A 26029-nucleotide genomic window follows, 5' to 3' on the forward strand; every position below is an offset into this window, starting at 1 on the left:
TGAGGGGGACCTTTCAGGACTCTGGGGGCTCGGCTCCCACCAGCCACATGGAGAAGAACTGCGAGCCGCCGCCGTAGGCGTGCCCGAGGACCCTGCGGGCGCCGTCCACCTGGTGTTCCCCGGCCTGTCCGCGCACCTGGAGCGCGGCCTCCGCGAAGCGGATCATGCCGGAGGCGCCGATGGGGTTGGTGGACAGCACACCGCCCGACATGTTCACGGGCAGGTCCCCGTCGAGTTCGGTCACGCCCGCCTCGGTGAGCTTCCACCCTTCGCCCTCACCGGCGAAGCCGAGGTTCTCCAGCCACATCGGCTCGTACCAGGAGAACGGGACGTAGATCTCGGCGCCGTCGATCTCGCGGCGGGGGTCGGTGATCCCGGCCTGCCGGTAGACGTCGGCCGCGCAGTCCTGGCCGGCCTGCGGGGAGACGAAGTCCTTGCCGGCGAAGAGGGTCGGTTCGCTGCGCATCGCCCCGCCGAGCATCCAGGCGGGCGGTCGCGGTGCCCGGGCGGCTCCGGCGCGGTCGGTGAGGATCATGGCGCAGGCGCCGTCGGAGGAGGGGCAGGTCTCCGAGTAGCGGATCGGGTCCCACAGCATGGGCGAGGCCATGACCTTGTCGAGGGTGATGTCCTGCTCGTGCAGGTGGGCGTAGGGGTTCTTCAGGGCGTTGCGGCGGTCCTTGTAGGCGACGAGCGCACCGATCGTCTCGGGGGCGCCGCTGCGCCGCATGTAGGCGCGGACGTGCGGGGCGAAGAACCCGCCGGCTCCTGCCAGCAGGGGCTGCTGGAAGGGAATGGGCAGGGACAGGCCCCACATCGCGTTCGACTCGGACTGTTTCTCGAAGGCGAGGGTGAGGACGGTGCCGTGGACGCGGGAAGCGACGAGGTTCGCGGCGACGAGGGCGGTGGAGCCGCCGACCGAGCCGGCGGTGTGCACCCGGAGCATGGGCTTGCCGACGGCGCCGAGGGCGTCGGCGAGGTAGAGCTCGGGCATCATGACGCCCTCGAAGAAGTCGGGCGCCTTGCCGATCACGACGGCGTCGATGTCTGCCCAGGTCAGCTCGGCGTCGTCCAGGGCCCGGCGGGCCGCCTCCCGGACGAGTCCGGCGATCGACACGTCCCGGCGTGCCGCGACGTGCTTGGTCTGGCCGACGCCGACGACGGCCACGGGCTCCTTGCTCATCGGGGCTCCCCTTCGAGGACGGCGACCAGGTTCTGCTGGAGGCAGGGGCCGGAGGTGGCGTGGGCGAGGGCGCGGTCGGACGCGCCGCGGTGGATGCGGGCGGCGGCCTCGCCGATGCGGATCAGACCGGCGGCCATGATCGGGTTGGCGGCGAGGGCACCGCCGGAGGGATTGACGACGACGCCGTCGTCGAGGCGGAGGGCCTTGCGCAGGACGATCTCCTGGGCGGTGAAGGGCGCATGCAGCTCGGCGGTGTCGACGGGCCGTTCGAAGGCGCCGGCCCGCTCGGCGGCCAGGCGGGTCGACGGCGAGTCGGTCAGATCGCGCACGCCGAGGCCGTGGGCCTCGATGCGGTGGTCGATGCCGCGGATCCAGGCGGGCCGTGCGCACAGGTCGCGGGCCCGGTCGCCCGCCGCGAGGATCACGGCGGCGGCCCCGTCGCCGATGGGCGGGCAGTCGCCGGTGCGCAGCGGCCGTACGAGGTGGTCGCCCTGCGGGACCGGCCCCTTGAGCTGCGCGTGCGGGTTGGCGGTCGCCGCCTCCCGGTTCCGGGCGGCGACGGCCGCGAGCGCCGGTTCGTCCGTATCGCCGGCGTCGATGAGGGCCTGCGCCTGGAGGGCGGCGAGCGCGACGGCGTCGGGCCACAGGGGTGCGACGTAGTACGGGTCGAGCTGGCGGGTGAGGACGTCGCGGACCGAGCCGGGCGAGGACTTGCCGTACGCGTAGACCAGGGCGGTGTCGGCGTCGCCGGTGAGGAGTTTGGTCCAGGCCTCGTACAGGGCCCAGGCGCCGTCCATCTCGACGTGCGACTCGGAGAGGGGCGGCCAGGCGCCGACCCCGTCGAGGGCGAGGGTGAAGGAGAAGGCGCGGCCGGCGAGGTAGTCGCTGGAGCCGGAGCAGGTGAAGTCGATGTCGGCGGTCTTCATGCCGGTCCGGTCGAGGACCTCGTGCAGCACCGGCATGAGCATCTCCACCTCGGAGGACTCGTCGCTGGTGCGCCGGTGGACGGTCTGGGCGAAGGCGACGACGGCGATCTCGCGGTCCCCCGGTGCGCTCGTCACAGCAGCTCCTTGTAGGTGTCGTAGTCCGCGTCGGGTTCGCCCGTGGGTCGGTAGTGGTCGGGATAGCGGCCGCCCTCGGTCCACACGGGCTCGACGCGCAGCCCCATGCGGACCTCGTCGTACGGGATGCCGCCGATCCGGCCGTGCAGGGCGAGGTCCGCGCCGTCGAGGGCGATGTGGGCGTAGACGTAGGGCACCTCGATGTCAAGGTTTTTCGCCTTGATGTTGACGATGCAGAACGTGGTCACTGTGCCGCGCGGCCCCACCTCGACCGGTTCGGATGTGGCCAACCCACATGTGGGGCACGCACCCCTCGGCGGGACGTAGACCTTCCGGCAGGACGGGCAGCGCTCGCCGACGATCCGCCGGTCGCCGAGGGCGTGAATGTAGGCGGTCTGGGCGCGCCCGGGTGAGTAGGTGTAGTCGAGGCGGGCGGCGGCGACGATACCGGACACCGGATTTGCGAACTGCCCGGTGTTTCCTGTCAGTTGGGGCGGGTCGCCGTCGTACGGCTCGAAGCAGGCGATGTCCGTGATGGCCCCGGTGCGTTCCGCCGCCCAGCGGATGCGGACGCGCATGCCGGTGTGCACGGCGTCGGGGCCTGGCGCGTCGAGGGCGTGCAGCAGGGCGGTGTCGGCGCCGTCGAGGCGGACCAGGGCCCAGGCGAAGGGGGTGGCGAGGGGCTGACCGCGGCGGGGGGCGTGGTTCCAGGCCCAGGTGGTGACCGTGCCGGTGGGGGCGACCTCGACGAGGTCGCGGATCTCCTCGGCGGTGACGGGGTCGTACTCGGCGGGCGGGACGAGGACGCGGCCGTCGCCGGTGCGGACGCCGAGGACGACGCCTTCGCGCAGACCGGTCAGGAAGGCGCTCTGGACGGGGCCGAGGGAGCGGGTGAAGGGGAACTCGACGACGAGAGGGGCTTTGAGGACTTCGAGCATGCCGCAGGGCTCCTTCGGTCAGGCGCGCTTGTAGACGGGCGGTCGCTTCTCCGCGAAGGCGCGGGCACCCTCCTTGGCGTCGGCGGTGTCGAAGACCGGCCAGCCGCGGGTGAGTTCGGCCGCGAGACCGTCGGACTCGGTCATCTCGGCGGTCTCGTAGACGGAGGCCTTGACGGCCTCGACGGCCAGCGGGCCGCAGGCGTTGATCCGTTCGGCGATCTCCAGTGCCTTGGTGAGCGCCGTGCCGTCGGGGACGACATGGCCGACCAGGCCGATGGCGGCGGCCTCGCGGGCGCTGTAGGGGCGGCCGGTGAGGAGCATCTCCAGGGCATGGGTGCGCGGGATCTGGCGTGGCAGCCGGACCGTGGAGCCGCCGATGGGGAACAGGCCGCGCCTCACCTCGAACAGGCCGAAGGTCGCGGACTCCCCGGCGACGCGGATGTCGGTGCCCTGGAGCATCTCGGTGCCGCCCGCGACGCAGTGGCCCTCGACGGCCGCGATCACCGGCTTGCGCGGGCGATGGTGGCGCAGCATCGCCTTCCAGTGCAGGTCGGGGTCGGCCTTGAGCCGTTCGCGGTACTCCTCGCCCGCCATGCCGTTGCCGGCGAGGGCCTTGAGGTCCATGCCCGAGCAGAACGAGCCGCCCGCGCCGGTGAACACGATCGAGCGGACCGAGTCGTCCGCGTCGGCCTCCAGCCAGCCGTCGTAGAGGCCGACGAGCATCGGCAGCGAGAGCGCGTTCCTGACATCGGGCCTGTTGAGCGTGAGCACCAGTGTGGCGCCTTCGCGCTGCACGGTGAGGTGTTCCGTCCCACCCATGGCCAACTCCCCTCTCGTGGAACGAGAACAGGTTGCAGTAGGGAGGGTGGCACTTCAAGGGTTTCCTGACAGGTAGTCAGATTTCTTCGCGCGGGCCCTTCACAGTTGGAGCGCCCTTTGCTCTGATGACCGGCGAACCGTCCGATGCCAGGCACGTCCCGGGGTCAGGAGGAGCGGTGGAGTACAACCTTGCCGACCTGTTCGAGTCGGTCGTCGACGTGGTTCCCGACCGTGAGGCGCTGGTGTACGTCGACCATCCGGGCACGGGCGCGCAGCGCCGTCTGACGTACGCGGAGCTGGACGCGGCGGCCAACCGGGTCGGTCACCATCTGCTCGACAGCGGGATGCGGCCCGGTGAGCACCTCGGGCTGCACCTCTACAACGGCGTGGAGTACCTCCAGACGGTACTGGGCTGCCTGAAGGCCCGGATCGTCCCGGTCAACGTCAACTACCGGTACGTGGAAGAGGAGTTGGTGTACCTCTACCGGGACGCGGATCTGGTGGCGCTGGTCTTCGACGCGGAGTTCTCGGACCGGGTGGCGGCGGCGCGGCCCCGGGCGGAGCGGCTGCGGCATCTGATCCGGGTGGGTGTTCCGGCACCGGGGGCCGCCGAGGTGCCCTGTGTGGAGTTCGCCCATGTGGAGGCCGCGGGGTCGCCCGCGCGGGGCTTCCCTGCCCGCTCGGGCGATGACCTGTTCGTCATCTACACCGGCGGTACGACCGGCATGCCCAAGGGCGTGATGTGGCGCCAGGAGGACCTGTTCTTCGCGGGGCTGGGCGGGGGCGCGCCGACCGGTGAACCGGTGAAGAAGCCTCAGGAACTTGCCGAGCGGGTCGCGGCCGGCGGCGCGGGGATCACCTTCTTCCCCACGGCGCCGCTGATGCACGGCACCTCCACCCTCACGGCGTTCATCGGCTTCAACTTCGGGCAACGGGTGGTGATCCACCGCAAGTTCGTGCCCGAGGAGGTGCTGCGGACGGTGGAGAAGGAGAAGGTCAGCAGCATCTCGCTGGTGGGGGACGCGATGCTGCGGCCGCTGATCGACGCGCTGAGCGGTCCGCTGCGGCACATCGACCGCTCGTCGCTGTTCAGTGTGTCGTCGTCCGGCGCGATCATGTCGGACACGGTGCGCCGGCAGTTCCGGGAGCTGGTGCCGAACGCCATGCTGCTGAACAACTTCGGCTCCTCGGAGTCCGGTTTCAACGGGACGGCGACCGAGGACTCGGGGCCCGAGCGCGGCTTCCGGGTGCGGGTCAACGCCCGTACGCAGGTGGTGGACCCGGCCACGTACGAACCGGTGGCGGCCGGCGAGGTGGGCCGGATCGCCCAGTGCGGACATGTGCCGCTCGGCTACTACAACGACCCGGCCAAGACCGCCGCCACCTTCTTCGAGAAGGACGGCGAGCGCTGGGTGCTGCTCGGCGACATGGCCACCGTCGACGAGGAGGGCGTGGTCACCGTCCTGGGCCGTGGCTCGCAGTGCATCAACACCGGCGGCGAGAAGGTGTACCCGGAGGAGGTCGAGCAGGCACTCAAGTCCCACCCGGACGTCTACGACGCGCTGGTGGCCGGGGTGCCGGACCCGCAGTGGGGCCACCATGTGGCGGCGGTGGTGCAGTTGCGGGAGGGTGCGGCGCGCCCGTCCCTGCACGACATCCAGAACCACTGCCGGGACCGGCTGGCCGGGTACAAGATCCCGCGGCAGCTGGTGATCACGGAGTCGGTCCAGCGGTCGCCGAGCGGCAAGGCGGACTATCGCTGGGCGCGGGAGGTGGCGGTGGCCGCGGACCGCTGACGCCATGGACGACGGTGGGCCGACCAACCCCCGCACCCTGGAAGCGATCGGGCCGCCTTCGCCGATCCGGGTCGTCACCTGAGGGACGTCCGCTGTCTCCGGCCGGCTTTCCGGCTCCCGTCGACCGACCGCGACCGGTCATGGCGCGGGCCGTGTCGGCCGAGCCGGGCGATCCGGCCTGTGGTGAAGGCGGGCAACTCCCGGATGCCACCTCGCCGGTGGTTCACTGCAGGAAATCGTGCCGCGCTTATCATCTTGTGACACGTTGGCACTTGCTCCGGGTGGGGAATGGCAGTGGAGATCCACGTCACCGTAGAGACGACAAGCACCGCGGACGTGCACGACCTGCGGCGGTGGCTCACCGCACAACCCCGCCTGCGCGGCCGCGTGACACGGGCGGACGCCTCCGCGCCGCCGCCCCCGGGCACCATGGGGCTCGCCGCGGACGCCCTGCTCGCGCTGCTGGCCCCGGGCGGTGTGGCGAGCGTGCTGGCCGGCGCCGTCATCGCCTGGGTGCAGAGCCGGAAGGGCGACCAGTCGGTGACCCTGACCCGGCCCGACGGAACACAGATCAGCGTGACGTCCACCCAGGTGCGCTCGATGGACCCCCTACAGGTGGAGGCGCTCGTCAGCCAACTCGCCGCCCAGTTGGATCCGGCGCCCGACCCGGCGCACCGGTCGGCCACCGCCCCGACCGACCCCATCCGCCCGCCGGGCACGGGCCCGGACGGCGGGACACCCGCCCTGTGACGGCCCCGGGACAGGTGCATCCGGACCCGGCCGGATCCGGGCTCTCCCTCGCCGGCGCCCGCGCCGTGCTCATCGGCACCGGGCGTCACCGGAACGGCTCGCGCCTGGCCGACCTGCCCGGGGTCGACACCACCCTCGACGACCTGGCGCAACTGCTCCACGAACTCTGCGGGATGCCCCCGGACCATGTCCTGCGGGTGCCCTCCGACGCCGGCCCGGAGGCCGTCGTCGAGGCAGTCACCCAGGCATGCGAAGAGGCCGACGGCGTCGTGCTCTTCTGTCACGTCGGGCACGGGCTGCTGGGACCGGGCAACAAGCTGTACCTCGCGACCCATTGGTCCATGGACGCCCAGCGAGTCGCCGCGGCAGTCCCGTACGAGACCGTCAAGGGCCTGCTGGAGGAGGCACCGTTCGGTAGTGTCGTCATCCTGGACTGCTGCTTCTCCGGCATCTCCCAGGTGCCGCACGGCTCGGGCGCCGTCGGTCCCTACGTCCAGGTCCGCCCGTCCGGCAGCTTCCTCCTCGCCTCGGCGTCGTCCTACGCCCCGTCCTTCGCTCCTAAGGGGCAACGGCACACGCTCTTCGGCGGCAAGCTCATCAGCCTGCTGCGTGACGGCGACCCGGCCGGGCCGCCGATGCTCACCCTGGAACGGCTCCACCGCGGCATCGAAGAGAAGTCGGACGACACCACCCGCCCCCACGTGTCCAGCGAGGGAACCCTCGGCGGACTCGTCATCGCGCCCAACCGTGCCTACCGGTTCCCCGGTCCGCCCGCCGCCGACCCGCCGGCCCCGCTGCCGTGCCCCTACTTCGGCATGAGGCCGCTCGGGCCGAAGGAGAGCACCTGGTTCTTCGGCCGGGACCGTGAACTGGACCAACTGAGCGAAGCGGTCGAGGCGCCGGCCGCGGAGCGCCGGCCCGTCATCGTCATAGGAGCCTCCGGCTCGGGCAAGTCCTCCCTCCTCGGGGCCGGGCTGCTCGCCCGGCTGGACCATCACCACGCGAGGGGACGGACACGCACCTGGCCCGTCTTACGGATGTTGTCGCCCGGCAAGACCCCGCTGCAGTCGTTGGCGAGCCAATGGGCCGAGGCGACCGGACTGCGGCCGGACACGGTGCTGGCGGAGCTGGCCGCCGGGCGCTTCCCCGCCCCGCCGGCGAACGCGCGGGGCGACCACGAGCAGGCCCGTCGCCCCGCGGCCGCCGTCCCTCGAGTGCTGGTGATCGACCAGTTCGAAGAGGTCTTCACCACTGCGGCGAAAGCCGAGCGGACGGCCTTCCTCCGTCTGGTGTCCGGCAGCGCCGACGGTGATCGGTCCGGGCCGTACGACGCCCGTCCCCGGATCGTGCTCGCCGTCAGAGCCGACTTCTACGGCGAATGCCTCGCCGACCCCGGACTGCGCGCCGCCCTCTCCTCCACCTCTCCGGTGCACTGTGCCCCTCTGGACGGCCAAGCGCTCAGGGACGCCATCGAGGGTCCCGCCGAGCGGAGCGGACTGGACCTGGAGCCCGGACTGGTCGACCGCATCCTGTCGGACCTGCGACGACCGGACGGGGACACACCCGTCGAGGAGCGGCCGGCCGCCGCACTGCCGCTCCTGGCGCATGCTCTGCAGCGGACCTGGGTGAACCGTTCGGGCGCCAGGATGACTCTGGCCGGCTACCAGGCCACGGGCGGCATCTGGAACGCGGTCACGGAGTCGTGCAGGACCCTGCACGACAGCCTCACCCCGGCCGAACGCCGATCGCTGCGGACGCTGCTGCTCAGCCTCGTGCACCTCACTCCCACCGGCGAACCCGTCGCGCGGCGCGTCACCTTCGAGGACGTGCTGGCGGCACACGGCCCTGACGAGCGGGAACGTCTCCGGGTCGTCTGCGAGTTGCTCCGGGAGAAGAGCCTCATCACGCTGGACCGGGACGGCTTGCGCATCGCCCACGAGGCACTGCTGTACGCCTGGACCGACCTGCGCACCTGGATCCTGGGCGCCCGCGCCCGCCTGCTCGCCCGGCAGCAACTGACCGAGGCCGCCCACGCCTGGGACGCCGGCCACCGCCACCGGGACTACCTGTACACCGGCAACCGCCTGTCCGCGGTCCGCGCCTGGGCCGGGCCGGGCGACGGGCCGGACACCGCGAAGCATCTGCCCGCCCGCCGGACGCCGCCCGAAGTCCCCCCGAATCCGCCCGCGTCGGAGGCTGTCACCACGGACGAGGACACCGGCGGCGACGCACCCCCTGTCCTCACCGCCCTTGAACGGGAGTTCCTGCACAGCAGCCTGCGGGCCGACCGCCGGCGCAAACTCACCCGCGCCCTGCTGACCGGCGGCGTCCTCGCTCTCGCCCTCCTCCTCACCGTCGTCGGGACACTCGCCTACACGGAACGCGCCAAGTCCCGGGAACAGGCCGCCGTCCTGGCCTCCGAGCGAATCGCGGCCCAGGCCGACGTGCTCCGCGCCCAGGACCCGGCGGCCGCGCTCGACCTGAGCCTGACCGCGTACCGGACCTCGCCCACCGAGGAGGCGAAAGCCAGTCTGGTGCGCTCCGCCCTGGCCCCCGTCCACACGAGGCTCGCGGGACACACCAAGGGTGTCTTCTCCGTCGCCTACCGCCCGGACGGCGCGGTGCTGGCCGGCTCCGGCCGGGACGGCACGGTGCGGCTGTGGCACACCGGCGACCCGTACCGTCCTCGTCCTGGCCCGGTGATCCGCATCGGTGCGAACTCGTCCGTCTTCTGGGCGCCCGACGGCCGCCACCTGTACGTCCAGACCGTCAAGGAGCTCCAGGTCTACGACCTTCGTCATGTCGACCGCCCTCGTCGCACGGCCCGCGCGACCACCGAGGGTCTCGACCGGCCGTACCGGCCCGCTCTCAGCGCGGACGGCACGACACTGGCCGTTCCGCTGCCCCGGGGCCGCATGGTGCTGTGGGACCTGCGGAATCCGGCGTCTCCGGTTCCGCATTCGGTGCGGATGTCCGACGACTCCCGCGACCTGATAACGGTCGCGTGGCGGCCCGACGGGAAGCTGCTCGCCGTCACGGCCGCGGCCACCAAGCCCGGGGGACGGGACCGGGTCCAGCTCTGGGACACCGCCGATCCCACCAGGCCCCGGCTGCGCACAACACTGCGGAGATCGGCCACCGCGGCGGTCTTCAGTGCCGACGGCCGGTCGCTGACCACCGCCCTGCCCAGCCGCGGCATCGTGACGCTCGACGTGTCCGACCCGGATCAGGTGAAGACACCTGAGGGACTCAGTGGCGACGGCAATGCCGCTGACGGCCTCTACTGGCAGATCGCCCGTTCCCCGGACGGCCGCCACCTCGTCGCGGCCGGCTCCACGGACGGCAACGCGTGGTTGTACCAGAACCTCGCCAGCGTCGGCGCCTGGGCATCGGATCGCTTCTACAGGGGCGAAGTGCTGCCCGGCAGTGTGCCACTGGCCGCCGTGGCCTACCGGCCGGACGGGCGGGGCGTGGTAACCGGTGACGAGAAGGGCGGGGTCCATCTGTGGAGCCCGCCTCCGCACAGTGTGGACGGGGCCTACACCAGCGGAGGACGTCTCAACCCTGGCAACGCCTTCGCACCGGAACATCGGCTTTTCGCCACCGACGACGACGATCCGAAACCCAGCACCATCTGGCGGCTGACCGGGACGACACCCCGGAAGGTGGGCACGTTGCCCGCGCCGTGGCGGTCCGTCGCCTTCCTGCCGGGCGGGAGGCTCTTCCTGTCCCGAGATCTGGACGGCCGGCGGACCGGCCTGTGGGACGTGTCCGGCGGCCGGCCCGAACTCCTGCACGTCTTCACGGGAACGGACGGTCCCACCGCCGTCTCAGCGGACGGCGGCCGCCTGGCTCTCCAGACCGGTGAGGACGGCCCTTTGGTCATCTGGGACGTCAGCCGCCCCGACCGGCCGCGTCGCACCGGATCGGTGCCGGTGGACACCGAGGGCACCCTCACGCCGGTGTTCACCGCGCCGGACGTCCTCGCGGTCCTGTCCGACGAAAGCACGCAGTTGTGGAACATCGACCGGCCGGGAAGCCCCCGCCGGGGGCAGAAGGTGCCGGGCTCCGCCTATGGTGCCGTGCCGCAGGAGGGGAAGCAGCAGGCCTTGCTGCTGGTGAAGCCGGCAAAGGGCCTCAGGGCCGACGAACGTCTGGCGGTCTACCGGCTGTCGCCGTCGGCGACGGCCCACAAGCTCACGGACGACGTGACCGTCGACCGTCAGCGGACCACTGTCACCTTCGCCGTCCTGGACCACCGCTTCGTGGTGACACTGCCCGCCAAGATCGGGCAGCCCCGCGTGTGGGACCTCGACGGGCCCGCGACCAGCGGCAGCGAGGACCCGCCGGTCGGCCTGCCCGGCTCACACTTCCTCATGGAGGGCGTCATGGCGGGTGACTCGCGGCAGGGCGGGGTGGTCGCCGCCTGGCAGGAGGAGACCGGCGCCCGTGATCTCGCCGTCTGGGCCTTCACGGCCGACGCGTCGTCGGACACCCCGCACACCGGCGGCTTCGAGCTGATCTACGACGTCCCCGCCGTCACGGAGGGAATCGGCGGCTTCTCCGTGCGACAGGTCGGCCCGAACGGAGACGACCTCGTCCTCTCCACCGGCCCCGGCCTCACCGCCGGGCTCGGCGGCCAACTCGTCCTGCTGCCCACGGATCCCGACCGGCTGGCGGGACTGCTCTGCGCGGTGCGGCCCGGCACCGTCCCGCGCGGTGTCTGGACGAAGGCCTTCCCCGACCTCCAGTACCACGACCCGTGCGGCTGAGCCGGCAGCCACGGCCGACGCGGAGGGAACTGCGCCGCACCGCCGGAACGTTCTGACCTTTCTGGCTCCCGGCGTACTCTTTGCGCGCGGTTGACCTTCCTCGTTGAACAGGCGGTGACGGGCGGCCGTACGGACCATGACGGACCTGGCCTTACGAACCAGGTCCGCCGCGCCGGACCTGGCCATGTACGGAAGGAACCTCCGCGTGTCGCACCACACGCCGTCTCGCCACCTGCCCGACACCGACACGGAAGTCGACACCGCCGCTGCCGACCCGGCGGACGACGGCACCGAGCCCGCGGCCGTCGGGACGGAAGCCGCGTCAGCCGAGACGGAGCCCCGGGACGGCGGCGACGCGGATACGGATGTGGCCGCACCGGCCCCCACCCAGGAACACGCCCCTCGGCGCGAATGGCGCGTATGGCGCGTATGGCGCGTATGGCGGGCTAGGAATCCACGCGCGTCACGCGCCCTGAGCGTCGGCACGACCGTGCTGGCCGGTGTGCTCGTGGTCGTCGCGCTGCTGCTGCCGAACCGGATCGAGCGGATCGAGTTCGCCTCGTTCCTCCGCATCCCCGCCGAGGGCGTACTGCTCGCGGGTCTGCTGCTCGCGCTGCCGCCGCGGCCCCGGCGGATCATGGCGGTCGTCTCCGGCGTGTTCCTCGGGCTGGTCACGGTGCTGAAGTGCGTCGACATGGGCTTCTACCAGGTGCTGGCCCGGCCCTTCGATCTGGTCCTGGACTGGATCCTGATCGAGAACGGCACGGAATTCCTGAGGGAGACGTTCGGCCGTACCGGCGAGGTGCTGGCCGTGACCGGGGTGATCGTGCTGCTCGTCGCGGTGCTGGTCCTCACGACGCTCGCCGTGGTGCGGCTGACGAACCTGATGGTCCGGCACCGTCCCGTCGCCGCCCGGACGACACTGATCCTCGGTACGGCGTGGATCACTTGTATGACCCTGGGCGTGCAGGTCGGCACCGTGCCGATCGCCACCAAGGGCAACGCGGAGTTCCTCGGCAACCGCGTGGACCAGGTGCGCGCGGGTCTGAAGGACGCGCGGGTCTTCCAGAAGCAGGCCGCCGTGGACGCCTTCGCGAAGTCGCCGCCGGACCAGTTGCTCACCGGCCTGCGCGGCAAGGACGTCCTGTTCACCTTCATCGAGAGCTACGGCCGCGTCGCGATCGACGACCCGGCGATGGCGAAGCAGACCGACGCCGTGCTGAAGGAGGGCACCGGCCGGCTGAAGGCCGCCGGGTTCGAATCGCGCAGCGGCTGGTTGCAGTCGCCGGTGACGGGCGCGGGCAGCTGGCTCGCCCACTCGACCTTCCTGTCGGGTCTGTGGATCAAGAACCAGCAGCGGTACCGCAGCCTGACCACCAGCGACCGCATGACGCTGACCAAGTACTTCGGGAAGACGGGCGCCTGGCGGACCGTCGGCATCGTGCCGGGCGTGCGGCGCGCCTGGCCGGAGGGGAAGTACTTCGGCCTGGACCACATCTACGACTCCGAGCACCTCGGCTACCAGGGCCCGTACTTCAGCTGGACGCCCGTGCCCGACCAGTTCAGCATGGAGGCGTTCCAGCGCCTGGAGCACGGCAAGAAGGACCGTGAGCCGATCATGGCGGAGATCATCCTGGCCTCCAGCCACAACCCCTGGTCCCCCATCGCCCACATGATCGACTGGGACGACCTCGGCGACGGTTCGGTGTTCCACCGGATCAAGAAGGAGGGCACCAACCCCACGGAGGTCTGGAAGGACCCGGAGAAGGTGCGCGCCGAGTACCGCAAGGCCATCGAGTACTCGATCCGCAGCCTGACCGAGTGGGTCGAGCGCTACGGCGACGACGACACGGTGCTGGTCTTCCTCGGCGACCACCAGCCGGTGCCGACGGTCACCGCCGGGGACACCGGCAAGGACGTGCCGGTCACGATCGTCGCCCACGACAAGAAGGTCCTGGACCGGGTCGCCGACTGGGGCTGGACCGACGGCCTCAAGCCGGCCCCGGGCGCCCCCCGGTGGGGCATGGACACGTTCCGCGACCGTTTCATGACGGCGTACGGTCCGCAGGGCTGAGGAACTCCGCCACGGCCGCGAGGAACTCCTCGGGCCGTGCCTCGTGCACGAGATGCCCGGCGTCGATGGTGACGCGCCGGGCATCGGGAAGCAGCTCGGCGAGGGCGTCGAGCTGCTCCTGGGGGATCAGGCTCGTCGGTCCGCCACCGATGAGCAGCGTGGGCATGGTGATCCGCCCCATGTGGTCCCACCACACGGGATTCGGGGCGTTGCGCTGTGCGTCGGTGGCGAGGATCATCGCCCAGTCGTACGGCAGGTCCCCGCCCGGATGTTCGGCGGGCGGGCGCGGCGGATCCAGCGGAATCGGCGCGGGTACGTCCTCCAGGACGAGCCGCTGTACGAGCCGCGGGCTGTGCTGGGCGAGCAGGCAGGCGACGGCGCCGCCGAGCGAGTGGCCCACGACGTCGGCGCGGGCGATGCCGAGCGCGCCGAGGAAGGCGAGCACGTCGTCGCGCATGGCCTCGTAGGCGTATCCGCCGGGCCAGTCACTGCGGCCGTGCCCGCGCAGGTCGGGGGCGTACACCCGGCGGGGCCCGGTGGCCAGCGCGGGGGCGATCTCCGTCCAGTCGGCGCCGTCGGCCCCGCGGGCGTGCAGGAGCACGACGGGCGGCGCGTCGTCCGGCCCCCAGACGCGGTAGGCCTGGGTGATGCCGTTCGCCCGTACGGTGCGCGGTTCGGTTTCCATGCGGGCACGGTAGCGGGGTGAGGGCCTCGGACCGGGCCCGCTCTGCGGACAGCAGAGGATCTCAGTCCTGTGCGCGGAAGAAGTCTGCGACGCGTCGCACGAACCACTCCGGGTCGTCCAGCCACGGGTAGTGTCCCCCGCCCGGCTGCACCACGAACTCGGCCGCCGGGAAGACGTCGGCGGCGCGACGGGCCAGGGCGGGGCGCGGACCGCCGTCCACCTCACCGGCGAGGACGAGCACGGGGGCGGTGACGCGGGCGAGCGCGGCCCGCGTCGCGTCCGGGTCGTAGGCGCCGTCCGCCCCGTAGCGGTCGGCCGCGTCGTCATTGGTCTCGTCCTCCTCGCGCTCGGCGTGGGCCCGGGCGGCGTCGTCCCAACGGCCGTAGAAGAACGGGACGAACACGGGGTCGAAGCCACCCGTGCCGGACAGCCAGGCCTCGAACGCCCCGAACGCCTCGGCGAACCAGGGTTCCGACGTGCGCAGCCGCGCCGCCGCCAGCCGGTCCTCGGCCGTCGCCGGCAGGCCCAGGGCCCACGGGGTGGCGGTGATGAGCGCCAGCCGTCCCAGCCGGTCCGGATACCGGGCCGCGTACAGCATGGCGAGACTGCCGCCCGCCGAGTGCGCGAGCACGTCCATCCGCTCCAGGCCCAGGTGGCGGCGCAGCGCCTCGACGTCGTCCACGAGCCGGTCGCAGCGGTACGTGGCCGGATCCGCCGGTGCCTCGGACTCCCCCGTGCCGCGCAGGTCGAGGAAGACCAGCTGCCGGTGGGCGTCGAGTCCGCCCAGGTTCCCGAGGTAGGCGGACGCGCGCATGGGTCCGCCGGGCAGCACGACCAGCGGCTCGCCCGTACCGTGTACGTGACAGGCGAGCCGGGTTCCGTCCGGGGCTGTGAAGATCGGCATGGCGTCGATCCTCACGCCCTCACGCTCTTCGGCACAACGGGTTTCACCGAACGGGCCGCGCGGCGTCAGCCGTCCGAGGCCGCGGGTCCCGGCTCGTCTCCGAGGCTCTTCCTGAGCTCCCGCTTGAGGATCTTCCCGCTGGCGTTGCGCGGGAGGCTCTCCGTGAACACCACCCGCTTCGGGGCCTTGAAGGGGGTGAGCTTCTCGCGGGTGTGGGCGATGAGTTCCGCCTCGGTGACCTCGCCGCGGGGAACGACGACGGCCGTGACGGCCTCGATCCAGCGTTCGTCGGGCAGGCCCACGACCGCGGCCTCGGCGACCTGGGGATGGGTGTAGAGGGCGTCCTCGACCTGGCGTGAAGCGACCAGTACACCACCGGAGTTGATGACGTCCTTCACCCGGTCGACGATCGTGAAGTAACCGTGCGCGTCCCGTACGGCGAGGTCGCCGGAGCGGAACCAGCCGTCGCGGAAGGCCTCGGCGGTCTCCTCGGGCTTGTCCCAGTAGCCCTCGCACAGTTGCGGAGAGCGGTAGACGATCTCGCCGGGGGTGCCGTCCGGCACGTCCTTGCCGTCCTCGTCGACGACCCGCGCGTCGACGAACAGCACCGGGCGTCCGCAGGAGTCCATGCGCCCCTTGTGTTCGTCGGGCGCGAGGACGGTGGCCAGGGGGCCGATCTCGCTCTGTCCGAAACAGTTGTAGAAGGCCAGTTCCGGCAGGCGTTCGCGCAGCCGTTCCAGTACGGGGACCGGCATGATCGACGCCCCGTAGTACGCCTTGCGCAGGCCGCTCAGGTCGCGGATCGCGAAGTCGGGGCGGTTGGACAGCGCGATCCAGACGGTGGGCGGGGCGAACAGGCTGTCCACGCGGCCCGCTTCGACCAGGTCGAAGAGCCGGTCGCCGTCGGGCGCGTCGAGGATGATGTTCGTCGCGCCGACCGCGAGGTAGGGCAGCAGGAAGACGTGCATCTGCGCCGAGTGGTAGAGGGGCAGCGCGTGCACGGGACGGTCGCCCGCGCTGAGGTCGAGGGCGGTGATCGCGCTCAGGTACTCGTGCACCAGGGCCCGGTGCGTCATCATCGCGCCCTTGGGCAGGGCGGTCGTCCCGGATGTGTACAGCAGTTGCACCAGGTCCTCGGTGCGCGGCTCGGGGCCGTCGTACGGGGGCGCCCCGGCGAGCCGGGCGAGGAGTGAGTCGTCGGCGTCGCGCAGGGGCAACGTCCGCACGCCATCGGGAAGTCGCGCGGAGAGGTCCGGGTCGGCGAGGACCAGGGAGCTGCCGGACTGGCCGACGATGTAGGCCAGGTCGTCGCCGGTCAGGTTCTGGTTGACGGGGACGTGCACCAGGCCCGCGCGGGCGCAGGCCAGGAAGGCGATCAGGTAGGCGTCGGAGTTGTGGCCGTACGCGCCCACCCGGTCGCCCGGGGACAGCCCCTGGCCGAGGAGGACGCTCGCCGCGCGGGAGACGGCGGTGTCCAGTTCGTCGTACGTCCAGGTGCGGTCGCCGTACTCCAGCGCGACGCGCGCCGGGGTGCGCCGGGCGCTGCGTCGCAGGACTCCGTCGACCGTGCTGCCGTGTCCGGGCGTCGTCATGACACCTGATCCTCGGTTCAGCGCCGGGCGAGGTCAAGGACCGACCGGCTCAACCCTGCCGCGGCCGAAGGCGTCCGAGGTGATGGTACTGATGTGCGCACGCGGCACATCCGTACCTTCAAGTCTCCTCTCCCTCACAGATGTTGGAGGGCACGATGCGCAGCCGCCTGAGACGACTCGTTCTCGGGGCCACGGCCCTGTTCACGGCCGCGTCCGCGTTACCCGCGGCCGCCGCCCCTGGCCCGGGACGGGCGGAGCCGCACCCGTCCCGCGACGGCCTGTCCGCCGTCATCCGCTACACCGAGTACGGCATCCCGCACATCCAGGCGAAGAACTACGCCGACCTGGGCTTCGGTACGGGCTGGGCCCAGGCCGCCGACGAGGTCTGCACGCTCGCCGACGGGTTCGTGACACTGCGGGGCGAGCGCTCCCGGCACTTCGGCGCCGGCACGGCCGCCGACGGCTCCCTCTCCGGGGCCAGGACGAATCTCGCCAGTGATCTGTACTTCCGCGGGGTCCGCGAGGCCCGTACGGTGAAGAAGCTGCTCGCAGAGCCCGCCCCCGTGGGCCCGAGCCGTGAGGTCCGGGACCTGATGCGCGGCTGGGCGGCCGGGTACAACGCCTGGCTGAAGCAGAAGAAGATCACGGATCCCGCCTGTGCGGGCGCCGCCTGGGTCCGTCCGGTCACCGAGCTGGATGTGGCCGCCCGCGGACTCGCCCTCGCCTCGATCTCCGGCGAGGGGCGCTTCGTGGACACGATCACGGCCGCCCAGCCACCGACCGGGACCGGCACCCCCGCCCCGTCCTCCCGCACTCCGGACGCGAAGGCCGTGGCGAAGGCGGCCGACGAGCTGTGGGGCGACCCCGGCATGGGCTCCAACGCGGTCGCCTTCCGCGGTGACACCACCGCGAACGGCAGCGGTCTGCTGCTGGGCAATCCGCACTACCCGTGGCAGGGCGGGCGACGGTTCTGGCAGTCGCAGCAGACGATCCCCGGCGAGCTGAACGTCTCGGGTGGCTCTCTGCTCGGCATCCCGGCGGTCTCCATCGGCTTCAACGCACATGTGGCGTGGAGCCACACCGTAGCGACCGGTGTCCCGGCCAACGTCCACCAGCTGACGCTGGATCCGGCCGATCCCACGACGTACCTCGTGGACGGCGAGCCGGAGCGGATGAGGAAGCGGACCGTGACGGTCGCGGTGAAGGACGGCGCGCCGGTGACACGCACCCAGTGGTGGACCCGCTACGGCCCGGTCGTCACCTCCCTCAGCTCTCAGGTCCCGTTGCCGTGGACGAGCACGACGGCGTACGCCCTGCACGACCCGAACGCCGCGAACCTCCGCTTCGCCGACACCTCGCTCGGCTTCGGCAAGGCGCGCAGCACGGACGACGTCCTCGCGTCCCTCGCCCGGCACCAGGGCCTCCCCTGGGTGAACACGATCGCCGCCGACCGCGCGGGGCATTCCCTCTTCACCCAGTCCCAGGTCCTTCCGCGTATCACCGACGCGTTGGCGGAGCGCTGTTCGACGGCGCTGGGCCGGACCACGTACCCGGCGTCCGGTATCGCGATCCTCGACGGCTCGCGCGGCGACTGCGCTCTCGGCAGCGATCCCGACGCGGTCGCGCCGGGCATCTTCGGCCCGGCGCGGATGCCGACGCTCAAGGACGCGCCGTACGCGGAGAACTCCAACGGCACCGCGTGGATGACCAACGCGGACCGGCCGATCACCGGATACGAGCGGGTCTTCGGCACGGTGGGCACACAGCTCGGGCTGCGCACGCGCGGCGCGATCGAGGACGTGGCGGCGATGGCGGGCCGGGGCCGGCTGACCGTGCGCGACCTGCAACGGCAGCAGCTCGCCAACCGGGTGCCCGCGGGTGATCTCGCCGCGACGGACGTGGCCCGGGCGTGTGCCGCGTTGCCGGGCGGCACGGCCACGGGCAGTGACGGCAAGGCCGTCGACGTGTCGGAGGCCTGTGGGGTGCTGACGGCGTGGGACCGCACCATGGACACCGGGAGCCGGGGCGCGCTGCTGTTCGACCGTTTCTGGCGGAAGCTGGAACAGGCGGTGCCTGCGGCCGAGTTGTGGAAGGTGCCGTTCTCGGCGGCGGACCCGGTGCGTACGCCGAACACGCTGAACACGGACGCGCCCGGCTTCGCCGTCGCCCTCGCCGACGCGGTGGCGGAACTGCGCGCGGCGGGCATCGCGCTCGACGCGCCGCTCGGCGCGCACCAGTTCGTCGTCCGTGGCGGTGAGCGCCTTCCGATGCCCGGCGGCTCGGGCAGGCTCGGCGTGTGGAACGTGCTCGAACCGACGTGGAACGCGGCCCAGGGCGGCTACACGGAGGTGCCGTTCGGCAGCAGCCACATCCAGGCGGTGGGCTGGGACGGCGGCCGCTGCCCGGTGGCCCGCACCCTGTTGACGTACTCCCAGTCGTCGAACCCCAAGTCGCCCCACCACGCCGACCAGACCCGGCTGTACGCCGGGGAGAAGTGGGTGACGTCGCGCTTCTGCGAGAAGGACATCCTGGCCTCGCCGGAGCTGAACGTCGTCCGGGTGCACGAGCGCCGCTGACCGTGGCTGAGGGGGTGCCGCTCCGGTGGGAGGGGCACCCCTGTTACGGTCGCGTCACACCGGCCGGGTGCGGCCCTCCCAGTACGGCTCCCGCAGGCGGCGCTTGTACAGCTTGCCGTTGGGGTCGCGGGGCATCTCGGTGATGAAGTCGACGCTCCTGGGCCGCTTGTAGCCGGCGAGCCGGTGCGCGCAGTGGTCGAGGAGGTCGGCCGCGAGGGTGGGACCGGGCCGGTGGCCGGGGGCCGGTTCGACGACGGCCTTGACCTCCTCGCCCCAGTCGTCGTGCGGGATGCCGAAGACGGCGGCGTCCGCGACGGCGGGGTGGGCGAGCAGGGCCGACTCGATCTCGGCCGGGTAGATGTTGACCCCGCCGGAGATGATCAGGTCGATCTTGCGGTCGCGCAGGAAGAGGTAGCCGTCCTCGTCGAGGTGGCCGAGGTCGCCGACGGTGAAGAAGTCGCCGATGCGGTTCTTGCGGGTCTTGGCCTCGTCCTTGTGGTAGGAGAAGCCGCCGGTGTTCATCTTCATGTAGACGGTGCCGAGTTCGCCGGGCGGCAGCCGGTTGCCGTCGTCGTCGAAGATCGCCAGTTCGCTGATGGGCCAGGCCTTGCCGACGGTGCCGGGTTTCTTCAGCCAGTCCTCGGCGGTGGCGAAGGCGCCGCCGCCCTCGCTGGCCGCGTAGTACTCCTCCACGCAGGGGCCCCACCAGTCGAGCATGGCCCGTTTCACGTGGTCCGGGCAGGGCGCGGCGCCGTGGATGGCGTGCCGCATGGAGGAGACGTCGTAGCGGTCCTTCACCTCGTCGGGCAGGGCCAGCAGGCGGTGGAACTGGGTGGGGACCATGTGGGTGTGGGTGCAGCGGTGGCGGTCGATGAGGCGGAGCATCTCCTCGGGTGTCCACTTGTCCATCAGGACCAGCCGGTGGCCGATGTGCAGGGACGCGCCCGCGAACTGGAGGACGGCCGTGTGATAGAGGGGCGAGCACACCAGGTGCACGTTGTCGTCGAACGGCCGGATGCCGAAGATGCCGAGGAAACCACCGAGGTAGGCCTCCTCCGGCGGTTTGCCGGGCAGCGGGCGGCGGATGCCGCGGGGACGGCCGGTGGTGCCGGAGGTGTAGTTCATGACCCAGCCGAGGGTGCGGTCGGGGGGCGCCGACTCGGGCTGTCCGTCGAGGAGTTCGGCGTACGGTTGGAAGCCCTCGACCGGGCCGACGGCGTACCGGTGGGTGGCCGGGAGGCCTGCCTCGTCGGCGGCGTGGCGTGCCGCGGCGGCGTAGCGTGCGTGGGCGAGGAGGACCTTGGCGCCGGAGTCGGAGACGATCCACGCGATCTCCGGTCCGACCAGGTGGTGGTTGACGGGGACGAGGTAGAACCCGGCCTGGCTGGCGGCCAGGTACGCGGTGAGGAACTCGACGCCGTTGGGCAGGACCACCGCGAAGGTGTCACCGCGTTCCAGCCCGGCCGCGCGCAGGCCGTGGACGAGCCGGTTGGCGGCGGCGTGCAGGCGGCCGGCGGTCCACTCCTCGCTGTCGGGGGCGACCAGGACCGCGCGGTCGGGGTCGGCGGTGGCCTGGGCCCAGAAGCCCGCGGGAACGCTGCTGCTCACTGGCCGCTCCTTCCGGCGATGCGGTTGATGCGGTCCACGGCCTGTTCGAAGCCGCGGGTGAGGTCGTCGAAGACGGCCTGGACGCTGCGTTCGCTGGTCATCCGGCCGACGATCTGCCCGACCGGGGTGCCGAGCAGCGGGTCGACCTCGTACTTCTGGATGCGCGAGACGGCCTCGGCGACCAGCAGGCCCTGCAACGGCATGGGCAGCGGCCCGGGCCCGGCCGGGTCGTCCCAGGCGTCGGTCCACTGGGTGCGCAGCTGGCGTGCGGGTTTGCCGGTCAGCGCGCGGGAGCGGACGGTGTCGCCGGAGCCGGCCGCGAGCAGCTTGCGGGTGAGGGCGGGCGAGTGGAGGTCCGCTTCTGTGGTGGTCAGCCACAGGGAGCCCAGCCACACACCTTGAGCGCCGAGCGTGAGTGCGGCCGCCACCTGCTGTCCGCTGCCGATGCCGCCGGCGGCCAGCACGGGCAGGGGGGCGACGGCGTCGACGACCTCGGGGGTGAGCACCATGGAGGCGATCTCGCCGGTGTGGCCGCCGGCCTCGTAGCCCTGCGCGACGACGATGTCGATCCCGGCATCCCTGTGCTTGCGGGCGTGCCGGGCGCTGCCAGCGAGGGCGGCGACGAGGACGTCCTGGTCGTGGGCGCGGGCGATGACGTCGGCGGGCGGGGAGCCGAGGGCGTTGGCGAGGAGCCGGATCGGATACTCGAAGGCGACGTCGAGCTGGGTGCGGGCGACCTGCTCCATCCAGCCGGTGATGCGCCAGCCGGACGCCTCGCCCTCGGCGAGCTCGGGAACACCGTGTTTGGCGAGGGTGTCCCGGACGAACTGCCGGTGCCCCTCGGGGATCATCGCCTCGACCTCCGCCTCGGTGACGCCCTCGACCTTCTTGGCCGGCATGACGACGTCCAGTCCGTACGGGCGGCCGTCGCTGTGCGCCTCGATCCAGTCGAGGTCGCGTTTGAGCTCGTCGGGGGCGGTGTAGCGGACCGCGCCGAGCACCCCGAAGCCGCCGGCCCGGCTGATGGCCGCGGCGACGGCGGGGAACGGCGTGAAGCCGAAGACGGCGTGCTCGACTCCCAGTTTCTGGCTCAGCTCCGTCTGCATGGGCGCAGGATGCCGGAGTCATCCGGAGGATGGAAGGGGTTTTCTGATGCACCGTCAGATTTATGGGCGGTGCCCGGGGACATACTGTCCGGGACGTCCAGGGCGGTTCGGCGGGAGGATACGCGGTGACCGAAGGCACGGCAGACAGAGCAACGACGAACGGCGGGCCGACGCGCAGACGTGCCCTGGTCCTGGGTGGCGCCCTGGCCCTCGCCCCCTTACCCGCCGAGGCGGCCCCGGTCACGGGGCGTCCCACGCTGCGGCACGGCTCGGCCGCACGCGCCGGGCTGCTCCCCACCCATCTGCGGCAACTCGTCACCGACGCCGAGGCGTTTCTCGGCCCCTCCCCCAAGCACCCCTGGTACGCGGGCGCCGTCCTGCTCGCCGGACGGGGCGGCACCGTCGCCCTGCACCGGCCCATCGGCATGGCGGTGCGCTACCGGGCCTACGACGAGAAGACCGACACCGGCGTCGAGTTCCCGGCCGGCGAGCAGATCCCCATGGCCGAGGACACCGTCTTCGACCTGGCATCGGTGTCGAAGCTGTTCACGTCGATCCTGGCCGTGCAGCAGATGGAGCGGGGCGGGCTGGAGCTGGAGGCGAAGGTCGCCTCGTACCTGCCGGACTTCGGGCGCGCGGGCAAGCAGGACATCACGATCCGTCAGCTCCTCACGCACACCTCGGGCTTCCGCGCCTGGATCCCCCTGTACAGCGCGCCGACGTACGAGGAGAAGCTCCAGCTCATCTGGAACGAGGCGCCGGTCAGCGCGCCGGGCACGGCGTATCTGTACTCGGACCTGAACCTCATCTCGCTCCAGCTCGTGCTGGAGCGGATCACGGACCGTTCCCTCGACGTCCTCCTGCGCGAGGAGATCACGGCGCCGCTCGGTCTGCGCCGCACCCGCTACAACCCGCCCGCCTCCTGGCGGCCGGGGATCGCGGCCACGGAGGACGCGCGTGCCCCGTGGTCCGGGCTGGACCGGGGCCTGGTGTGGGGCGAGGTGCACGACGAGAACGCCTTCAGCCTCGGCGGGGTCGCGGGCCACGCGGGCGTGTTCTCCGACGCCTGGGACCTCGCGGTCCTCGGCCGTACGCTGCTCAACGGCGGCGTGTACGGGCGGGCGCGGATCCTGACGCCCACGTCGGTGGAGCTGATGTTCACCGACTTCAACACCGCGTTCCCCGGGGACGAGCACGGCCTCGGCTTCGAGCTCTACCAGCACTGGTACATGGGTGCGATGGCCACGCCGCGCAGCGCCGGGCACACCGGCTTCACGGGCACCTCGCTGGTGCTCGACCCGACGACCGACTCGTTCCTCGTCGTCCTGGGCAACTCGGTGCATCCGGTGCGCAGTTGGCGATCCGGGTCGGCTCCTCGGGTGGCCGCCGCGAACAACCTGGCGCGGGCCGTGCCGGTCCGGCCGGTGCGGGGACGCAGGGCCTGGTTCTCCGGCATGGCGGTATCCGCCACCGCGACACTCACCCTGCCCACGCTCGACACGTCGTCCGGCCGGGCGCGACTGCGCTGCGCGCTGTGGTGGGACACCGAGCCCACGGCCGACGTGCTGGTCCTGGAGGCCACGACCGACGGCGGCACGACCTGGCAGCCGGTGCCCTTCACGACGTCCCGCCGGGGCGAGGACCCCCGGCCGCACCCGTCCGGCTCGGTGACCGGCTGGTCCGGCCGCGTCTGGCACGGGCTCACCGCCGACCTCCCCGCCGCGCGCCGGCTCGGCCTGCGGTGGCGGTACGCGACGGACCGGCTGTACGTCGGCCGCGGGGCCTACGTGGACGGGCTGCGCGTGGACGCGGCCGGCGGCGTCCTCTTCGACGAGGCGCGCCCGGCGGACGCGTCGCGCATCGAAGCGGTGGGGTGGACGCCGTCGGCCGACTGAGCGGGTCGGGTCACTGGTTGAAGACGGCCTTCTGCACCTCGTTGGGGCCGTCGAAGCGGTCCTCCTTCAGGCCGTCGAGGGTCCTGACGACCTTCTCGTCCGCGTGGTTGTTGCGGGCACGCTCCACCAGGTGCCGCTTGTCCGTGGGGTAGTCCATGCCCTTGAGGGCCTTCTGAAGGTCGGTCGGGCTGAGCTCGGCCATGAGAGCCTCCCGTAGCTGGTACGACCGTCCGCGTGGGGGCGATCGGTGGTACGGATACCTTCGTCTGTCGGAGTGCCCCACGAGGCGGCAGTGATTCAGTCGCTCCCGCTTTCGAGCACCGCCATGGCCGCGTTGTGCCCCGGCACCCCGCTCACCCCGCCGCCGCGTACCGCGCCGGCCCCGCACAGCAGCACGTTCGGGTGCCGGGTCTCCACGCCCCAGCGGCCGGTGCCGTCCTGGGCGTGCGGCCAGCTCAGCTCGCGGTGGAAGATGTTGCCGCCCGGCAGCCCGAGGTCCCGCTCCAGGTCGAGCGGGGTCCGGGCCTCGATGCAGGGCCGTCCGTCCGCGTCGGTGGCCAGGCAGTCGGCGAGGGGCTCGGCCAGGTGGGCGTCGAGCTGGGCGAGGGTCGACTTCAGCAGTTCCTCGCGGACGGAGTCGTTGTCCCGCTCGAACAGGCGGGCCGGGGTGTGCAGGCCGAACAGGGTGAGCGTCTGGAAGCCCTGGTCGGCCAGGTCCGGGCCGAGGATGGTCGGGTCGGTGAGCGAGTGGCAGTAGATCTCCGAGGGCGGCGCGGCCGGGAGGTCACCGGCGGCGGCCTGGGCGTGGGCGGTGGCCAGCTGGTCGTAGCCCTCGGCGATGTGGAAGGTGCCGGCGAACGCCTCGCGTGGGTCGACGGCGCTGTCGCGCAGCCGCGGCAGCCGCGTGAGCAGCATGTTCACCTTCAACTGGGCGCCCTCGGCGGGAGCCGGGGGTGTGTCGCCGGTGAGCTCCGCCAGGGTCTGCGGTGAGGCGTTGACCAGGACGTGCCGGGCGGCGACGGTGCCGTCGCCGTCCGCCGTGCGGTAGGTGACCTCGGCCGTGCGGCCGTCCGTGGCGATGCTCAGCGCCTCGTGGCCGGTGGCGAGGACCGCGCCCGCGGCGCGTGCCGCATCGGCCAGGGCGTCGGTGAGGGCGCCCATGCCGCCGACCGGCACGTCCCAGTCGCCGGTGCCGCCGCCGATCACGTGGTAGAGGAAGCAGCGATTCTGCTTGAGTGACGGGTCGTGCGCGTCGGCGAAGGTGCCGATGAGCGCGTCGGTGAGGACAACGCCGCGCACCAGATCGTCCGTGAAGCGCTCCTCGACGGCGACCCCGATCGGCTCCTCGAACAGGATCCGCCAGGCCTCCTCGTCGTCGAGGAGGCGGCGCAGTTCCTCGCGGGTGGGCAGCGGCTCGGTGAGGGTCGGGAAGACCCGCCGGGCGACGCGGCCGGTCATGCCGTAGAACTCCTGCCAGGCGCGGTACTCGCGGTCGGAGCCGGTGAGCCGGGCGAACGCCTCCCGGGTCCGCCGTTCACCGCCGCCGACGAGGAGCCCGGTGGGTCGGCCGTCGCGTTCGGCGGGCGTGTACGAGGAGATGGTCCGGGTGCGGACCCGGAAGTCCAGGCCGAGGTCCCGCACGATCTTCTTCGGCAGCAGACTGACCAGGTACGAGTAGCGCGACAGCCGGGCGTCGACCCCGGCGAAGGGCCGGGTGGACACGGCCGCGCCGCCGGTGTGGTCCAGCCGCTCCAGCACGAGCACGGAACGGCCGGCCCGGGCCAGGTAGGCGGCGGCGACCAGGCCGTTGTGGCCGCCGCCGACGATGACGGCGTCGTACGTCCGGTGTGCGCGGGGTCCCAGGGGTGCGGTCATGGTTCTTCGTAACACGGGGTGATCCGGCTCGGCCAGACGAACGGCACCCGGCCGCACGCGACACGGGCGGACCGACGCGCGCTGCCGGGCGCTGCCGCGAGGGGCCGCCCCGGGCACCGCCCGCGAGGGGCCGCCCGGCACACGGCACGAGCCGCATCACCGAGACCGGCCGCCCTGGCAACGCCGTCCCCGGTACAGCGCCCAGCCGCCGCCTCGGCAGCACTGCCTCCGAGCCAGCGCAGGCGCCGAGGCTCGGTCAGGCGCTCCCCTGCCCGGCCACGATCGCCACCGGCACACACCCGTCACGCCCCGGCCTCGCACGCCGCCCCCACCCGGCCACCGCGCCCATCACCACCCAGCCGCCAACCGAGGTCCGCCGCCCCGGCAACACTCCGTCA

At 72.2% G+C, this 26029-nt stretch carries 17 protein-coding genes; 6 read left to right on the plus strand and 11 right to left on the minus strand.

The window, feature by feature from the left end; translation table 11 throughout:
• Window positions 1-13 precede the first annotated feature (13 nt).
• Genes CCL05_RS23475 through CCL05_RS23490 form a run of 4 tightly spaced genes read right to left on the minus strand, consistent with a single transcriptional unit; the run spans window position 14 to window position 3998 of the window.
• Window positions 14-1180, minus strand: coding sequence for a thiolase domain-containing protein (locus tag CCL05_RS23475; protein ID WP_086562458.1), 1167 nt, complete (start codon window positions 1178-1180; stop codon window positions 14-16).
• Window positions 1177-2241 (minus strand): thiolase domain-containing protein, encoded by a 1065-nt coding sequence (locus tag CCL05_RS23480; protein WP_086562459.1) that lies wholly within the window; start codon window positions 2239-2241, stop codon window positions 1177-1179. The genes CCL05_RS23475 and CCL05_RS23480 overlap by 4 nt, the downstream gene beginning before the upstream one ends.
• Complete coding sequence (locus tag CCL05_RS23485; protein WP_086562460.1) at window positions 2238-3179, minus strand: Zn-ribbon domain-containing OB-fold protein; 942 nt, start codon at window positions 3177-3179, stop codon at window positions 2238-2240. The genes CCL05_RS23480 and CCL05_RS23485 overlap by 4 nt, the downstream gene beginning before the upstream one ends.
• An 18-nt stretch (window positions 3180-3197) precedes the next feature.
• Window positions 3198-3998 (minus strand): crotonase/enoyl-CoA hydratase family protein, encoded by an 801-nt coding sequence (locus CCL05_RS23490; protein ID WP_086562461.1) that lies wholly within the window; start codon window positions 3996-3998, stop codon window positions 3198-3200.
• A 176-nt stretch (window positions 3999-4174) separates the two neighbouring features.
• Here CCL05_RS23490 and CCL05_RS23495 point away from each other — a divergent pair, with 176 nt between their 5' ends.
• The 4 genes from CCL05_RS23495 (at window position 4175) to CCL05_RS23505 (ending at window position 13390) form a co-directional block, all read left to right on the plus strand.
• A complete protein-coding gene (locus CCL05_RS23495; protein WP_086562462.1) occupies window positions 4175-5794 on the plus strand; it encodes an acyl-CoA synthetase in 1620 nt (539 codons plus the stop codon).
• Between the two features lie 288 nt (window positions 5795-6082).
• Window positions 6083-6544 (plus strand): effector-associated constant component EACC1, encoded by a 462-nt coding sequence (locus CCL05_RS44890; RefSeq protein WP_158102482.1) that lies wholly within the window; start codon window positions 6083-6085, stop codon window positions 6542-6544.
• A complete protein-coding gene (locus CCL05_RS23500) occupies window positions 6541-11316 on the plus strand; it encodes an NACHT and WD repeat domain-containing protein (protein WP_158102483.1) in 4776 nt (1591 codons plus the stop codon). Before CCL05_RS44890 ends, CCL05_RS23500 begins: the two co-directional genes overlap by 4 nt.
• A gap of 205 nt (window positions 11317-11521) precedes the next feature.
• Window positions 11522-13390 carry an alkaline phosphatase family protein gene (locus CCL05_RS23505; RefSeq protein WP_086562464.1) on the plus strand — a complete coding sequence of 623 codons (1869 nt, stop codon included), beginning with the start codon at window positions 11522-11524 and terminating at the stop codon, window positions 13388-13390.
• On the opposite strand, the gene CCL05_RS23510 is transcribed toward CCL05_RS23505, so the two are convergent.
• The 3 genes from CCL05_RS23510 to CCL05_RS23520 all read right to left on the minus strand — a co-directional run bounded on the left by CCL05_RS23510 (window position 13362) and on the right by CCL05_RS23520 (window position 16571).
• Window positions 13362-14075 (minus strand): alpha/beta fold hydrolase, encoded by a 714-nt coding sequence (locus CCL05_RS23510; protein ID WP_086562465.1) that lies wholly within the window; start codon window positions 14073-14075, stop codon window positions 13362-13364. The two genes, CCL05_RS23505 and CCL05_RS23510, sit on opposite strands and share 29 nt — an antisense overlap.
• Before the next feature lie 61 nt (window positions 14076-14136).
• Window positions 14137-14979, minus strand: a complete 843-nt coding sequence (locus tag CCL05_RS23515) for an alpha/beta fold hydrolase (protein WP_086562466.1) — start codon at window positions 14977-14979, stop codon at window positions 14137-14139.
• A gap of 65 nt (window positions 14980-15044) precedes the next feature.
• Window positions 15045-16571, minus strand: a complete 1527-nt coding sequence (locus CCL05_RS23520) for an acyl-CoA synthetase (RefSeq protein WP_086562467.1) — start codon at window positions 16569-16571, stop codon at window positions 15045-15047.
• A gap of 155 nt (window positions 16572-16726) precedes the next feature.
• Here CCL05_RS23520 and CCL05_RS23525 point away from each other — a divergent pair, with 155 nt between their 5' ends.
• Window positions 16727-19147, plus strand: a complete 2421-nt coding sequence (locus CCL05_RS23525) for a penicillin acylase family protein (protein WP_086562468.1) — start codon at window positions 16727-16729, stop codon at window positions 19145-19147.
• A gap of 54 nt (window positions 19148-19201) precedes the next feature.
• On the opposite strand, the gene CCL05_RS23530 is transcribed toward CCL05_RS23525, so the two are convergent.
• Window positions 19202-20755 carry an acyl-CoA synthetase gene (locus CCL05_RS23530; protein ID WP_086562469.1) on the minus strand — a complete coding sequence of 518 codons (1554 nt, stop codon included), beginning with the start codon at window positions 20753-20755 and terminating at the stop codon, window positions 19202-19204.
• Window positions 20752-21861: an NAD(P)H-dependent flavin oxidoreductase gene (locus CCL05_RS23535; RefSeq protein WP_086562470.1), complete on the minus strand. Its 1110-nt coding sequence runs from the start codon at window positions 21859-21861 to the stop codon at window positions 20752-20754. Before CCL05_RS23535 ends, CCL05_RS23530 begins: the two co-directional genes overlap by 4 nt.
• A 62-nt stretch (window positions 21862-21923) precedes the next feature.
• Here CCL05_RS23535 and CCL05_RS23540 point away from each other — a divergent pair, with 62 nt between their 5' ends.
• Window positions 21924-23756, plus strand: a complete 1833-nt coding sequence (locus CCL05_RS23540; protein ID WP_425275936.1) for a serine hydrolase domain-containing protein — start codon at window positions 21924-21926, stop codon at window positions 23754-23756.
• Between the two features lie 10 nt (window positions 23757-23766).
• On the opposite strand, the gene CCL05_RS23545 is transcribed toward CCL05_RS23540, so the two are convergent.
• Complete coding sequence (locus tag CCL05_RS23545) at window positions 23767-23958, minus strand: DUF2795 domain-containing protein (RefSeq protein WP_086562472.1); 192 nt, start codon at window positions 23956-23958, stop codon at window positions 23767-23769.
• 95 nt (window positions 23959-24053) lie between these two features.
• Window positions 24054-25631 carry a phytoene desaturase family protein gene (locus CCL05_RS23550; protein WP_086562473.1) on the minus strand — a complete coding sequence of 526 codons (1578 nt, stop codon included), beginning with the start codon at window positions 25629-25631 and terminating at the stop codon, window positions 24054-24056.
• Window positions 25632-26029 lie beyond the last annotated feature (398 nt).

Source organism: Streptomyces africanus (assembly GCF_002150735.1).
GTDB lineage: Bacteria > Actinomycetota > Actinomycetes > Streptomycetales > Streptomycetaceae > Streptomyces > Streptomyces africanus.

Coding starts and splice junctions, on each gene's coding strand:
- CCL05_RS23550 (WP_086562473.1), bottom strand. CDS start 25,631: ATGACCGCACCCCTGGGACCCCGCGCACACCGGACGTACGACGCCGTC.
- CCL05_RS44890 (WP_158102482.1), top strand. CDS start 6,083: ATGGCAGTGGAGATCCACGTCACCGTAGAGACGACAAGCACCGCGGAC.
- CCL05_RS23485 (WP_086562460.1), bottom strand. CDS start 3,179: ATGCTCGAAGTCCTCAAAGCCCCTCTCGTCGTCGAGTTCCCCTTCACC.
- CCL05_RS23545 (WP_086562472.1), bottom strand. CDS start 23,958: ATGGCCGAGCTCAGCCCGACCGACCTTCAGAAGGCCCTCAAGGGCATG.
- CCL05_RS23515 (WP_086562466.1), bottom strand. CDS start 14,979: ATGCCGATCTTCACAGCCCCGGACGGAACCCGGCTCGCCTGTCACGTA.
- CCL05_RS23475 (WP_086562458.1), bottom strand. CDS start 1,180: ATGAGCAAGGAGCCCGTGGCCGTCGTCGGCGTCGGCCAGACCAAGCAC.
- CCL05_RS23510 (WP_086562465.1), bottom strand. CDS start 14,075: ATGGAAACCGAACCGCGCACCGTACGGGCGAACGGCATCACCCAGGCC.
- CCL05_RS23535 (WP_086562470.1), bottom strand. CDS start 21,861: ATGCAGACGGAGCTGAGCCAGAAACTGGGAGTCGAGCACGCCGTCTTC.
- CCL05_RS23490 (WP_086562461.1), bottom strand. CDS start 3,998: ATGGGTGGGACGGAACACCTCACCGTGCAGCGCGAAGGCGCCACACTG.
- CCL05_RS23520 (WP_086562467.1), bottom strand. CDS start 16,571: ATGACGACGCCCGGACACGGCAGCACGGTCGACGGAGTCCTGCGACGC.
- CCL05_RS23540 (WP_425275936.1), top strand. CDS start 21,924: ATGGGCGGTGCCCGGGGACATACTGTCCGGGACGTCCAGGGCGGTTCG.
- CCL05_RS23525 (WP_086562468.1), top strand. CDS start 16,727: ATGCGCAGCCGCCTGAGACGACTCGTTCTCGGGGCCACGGCCCTGTTC.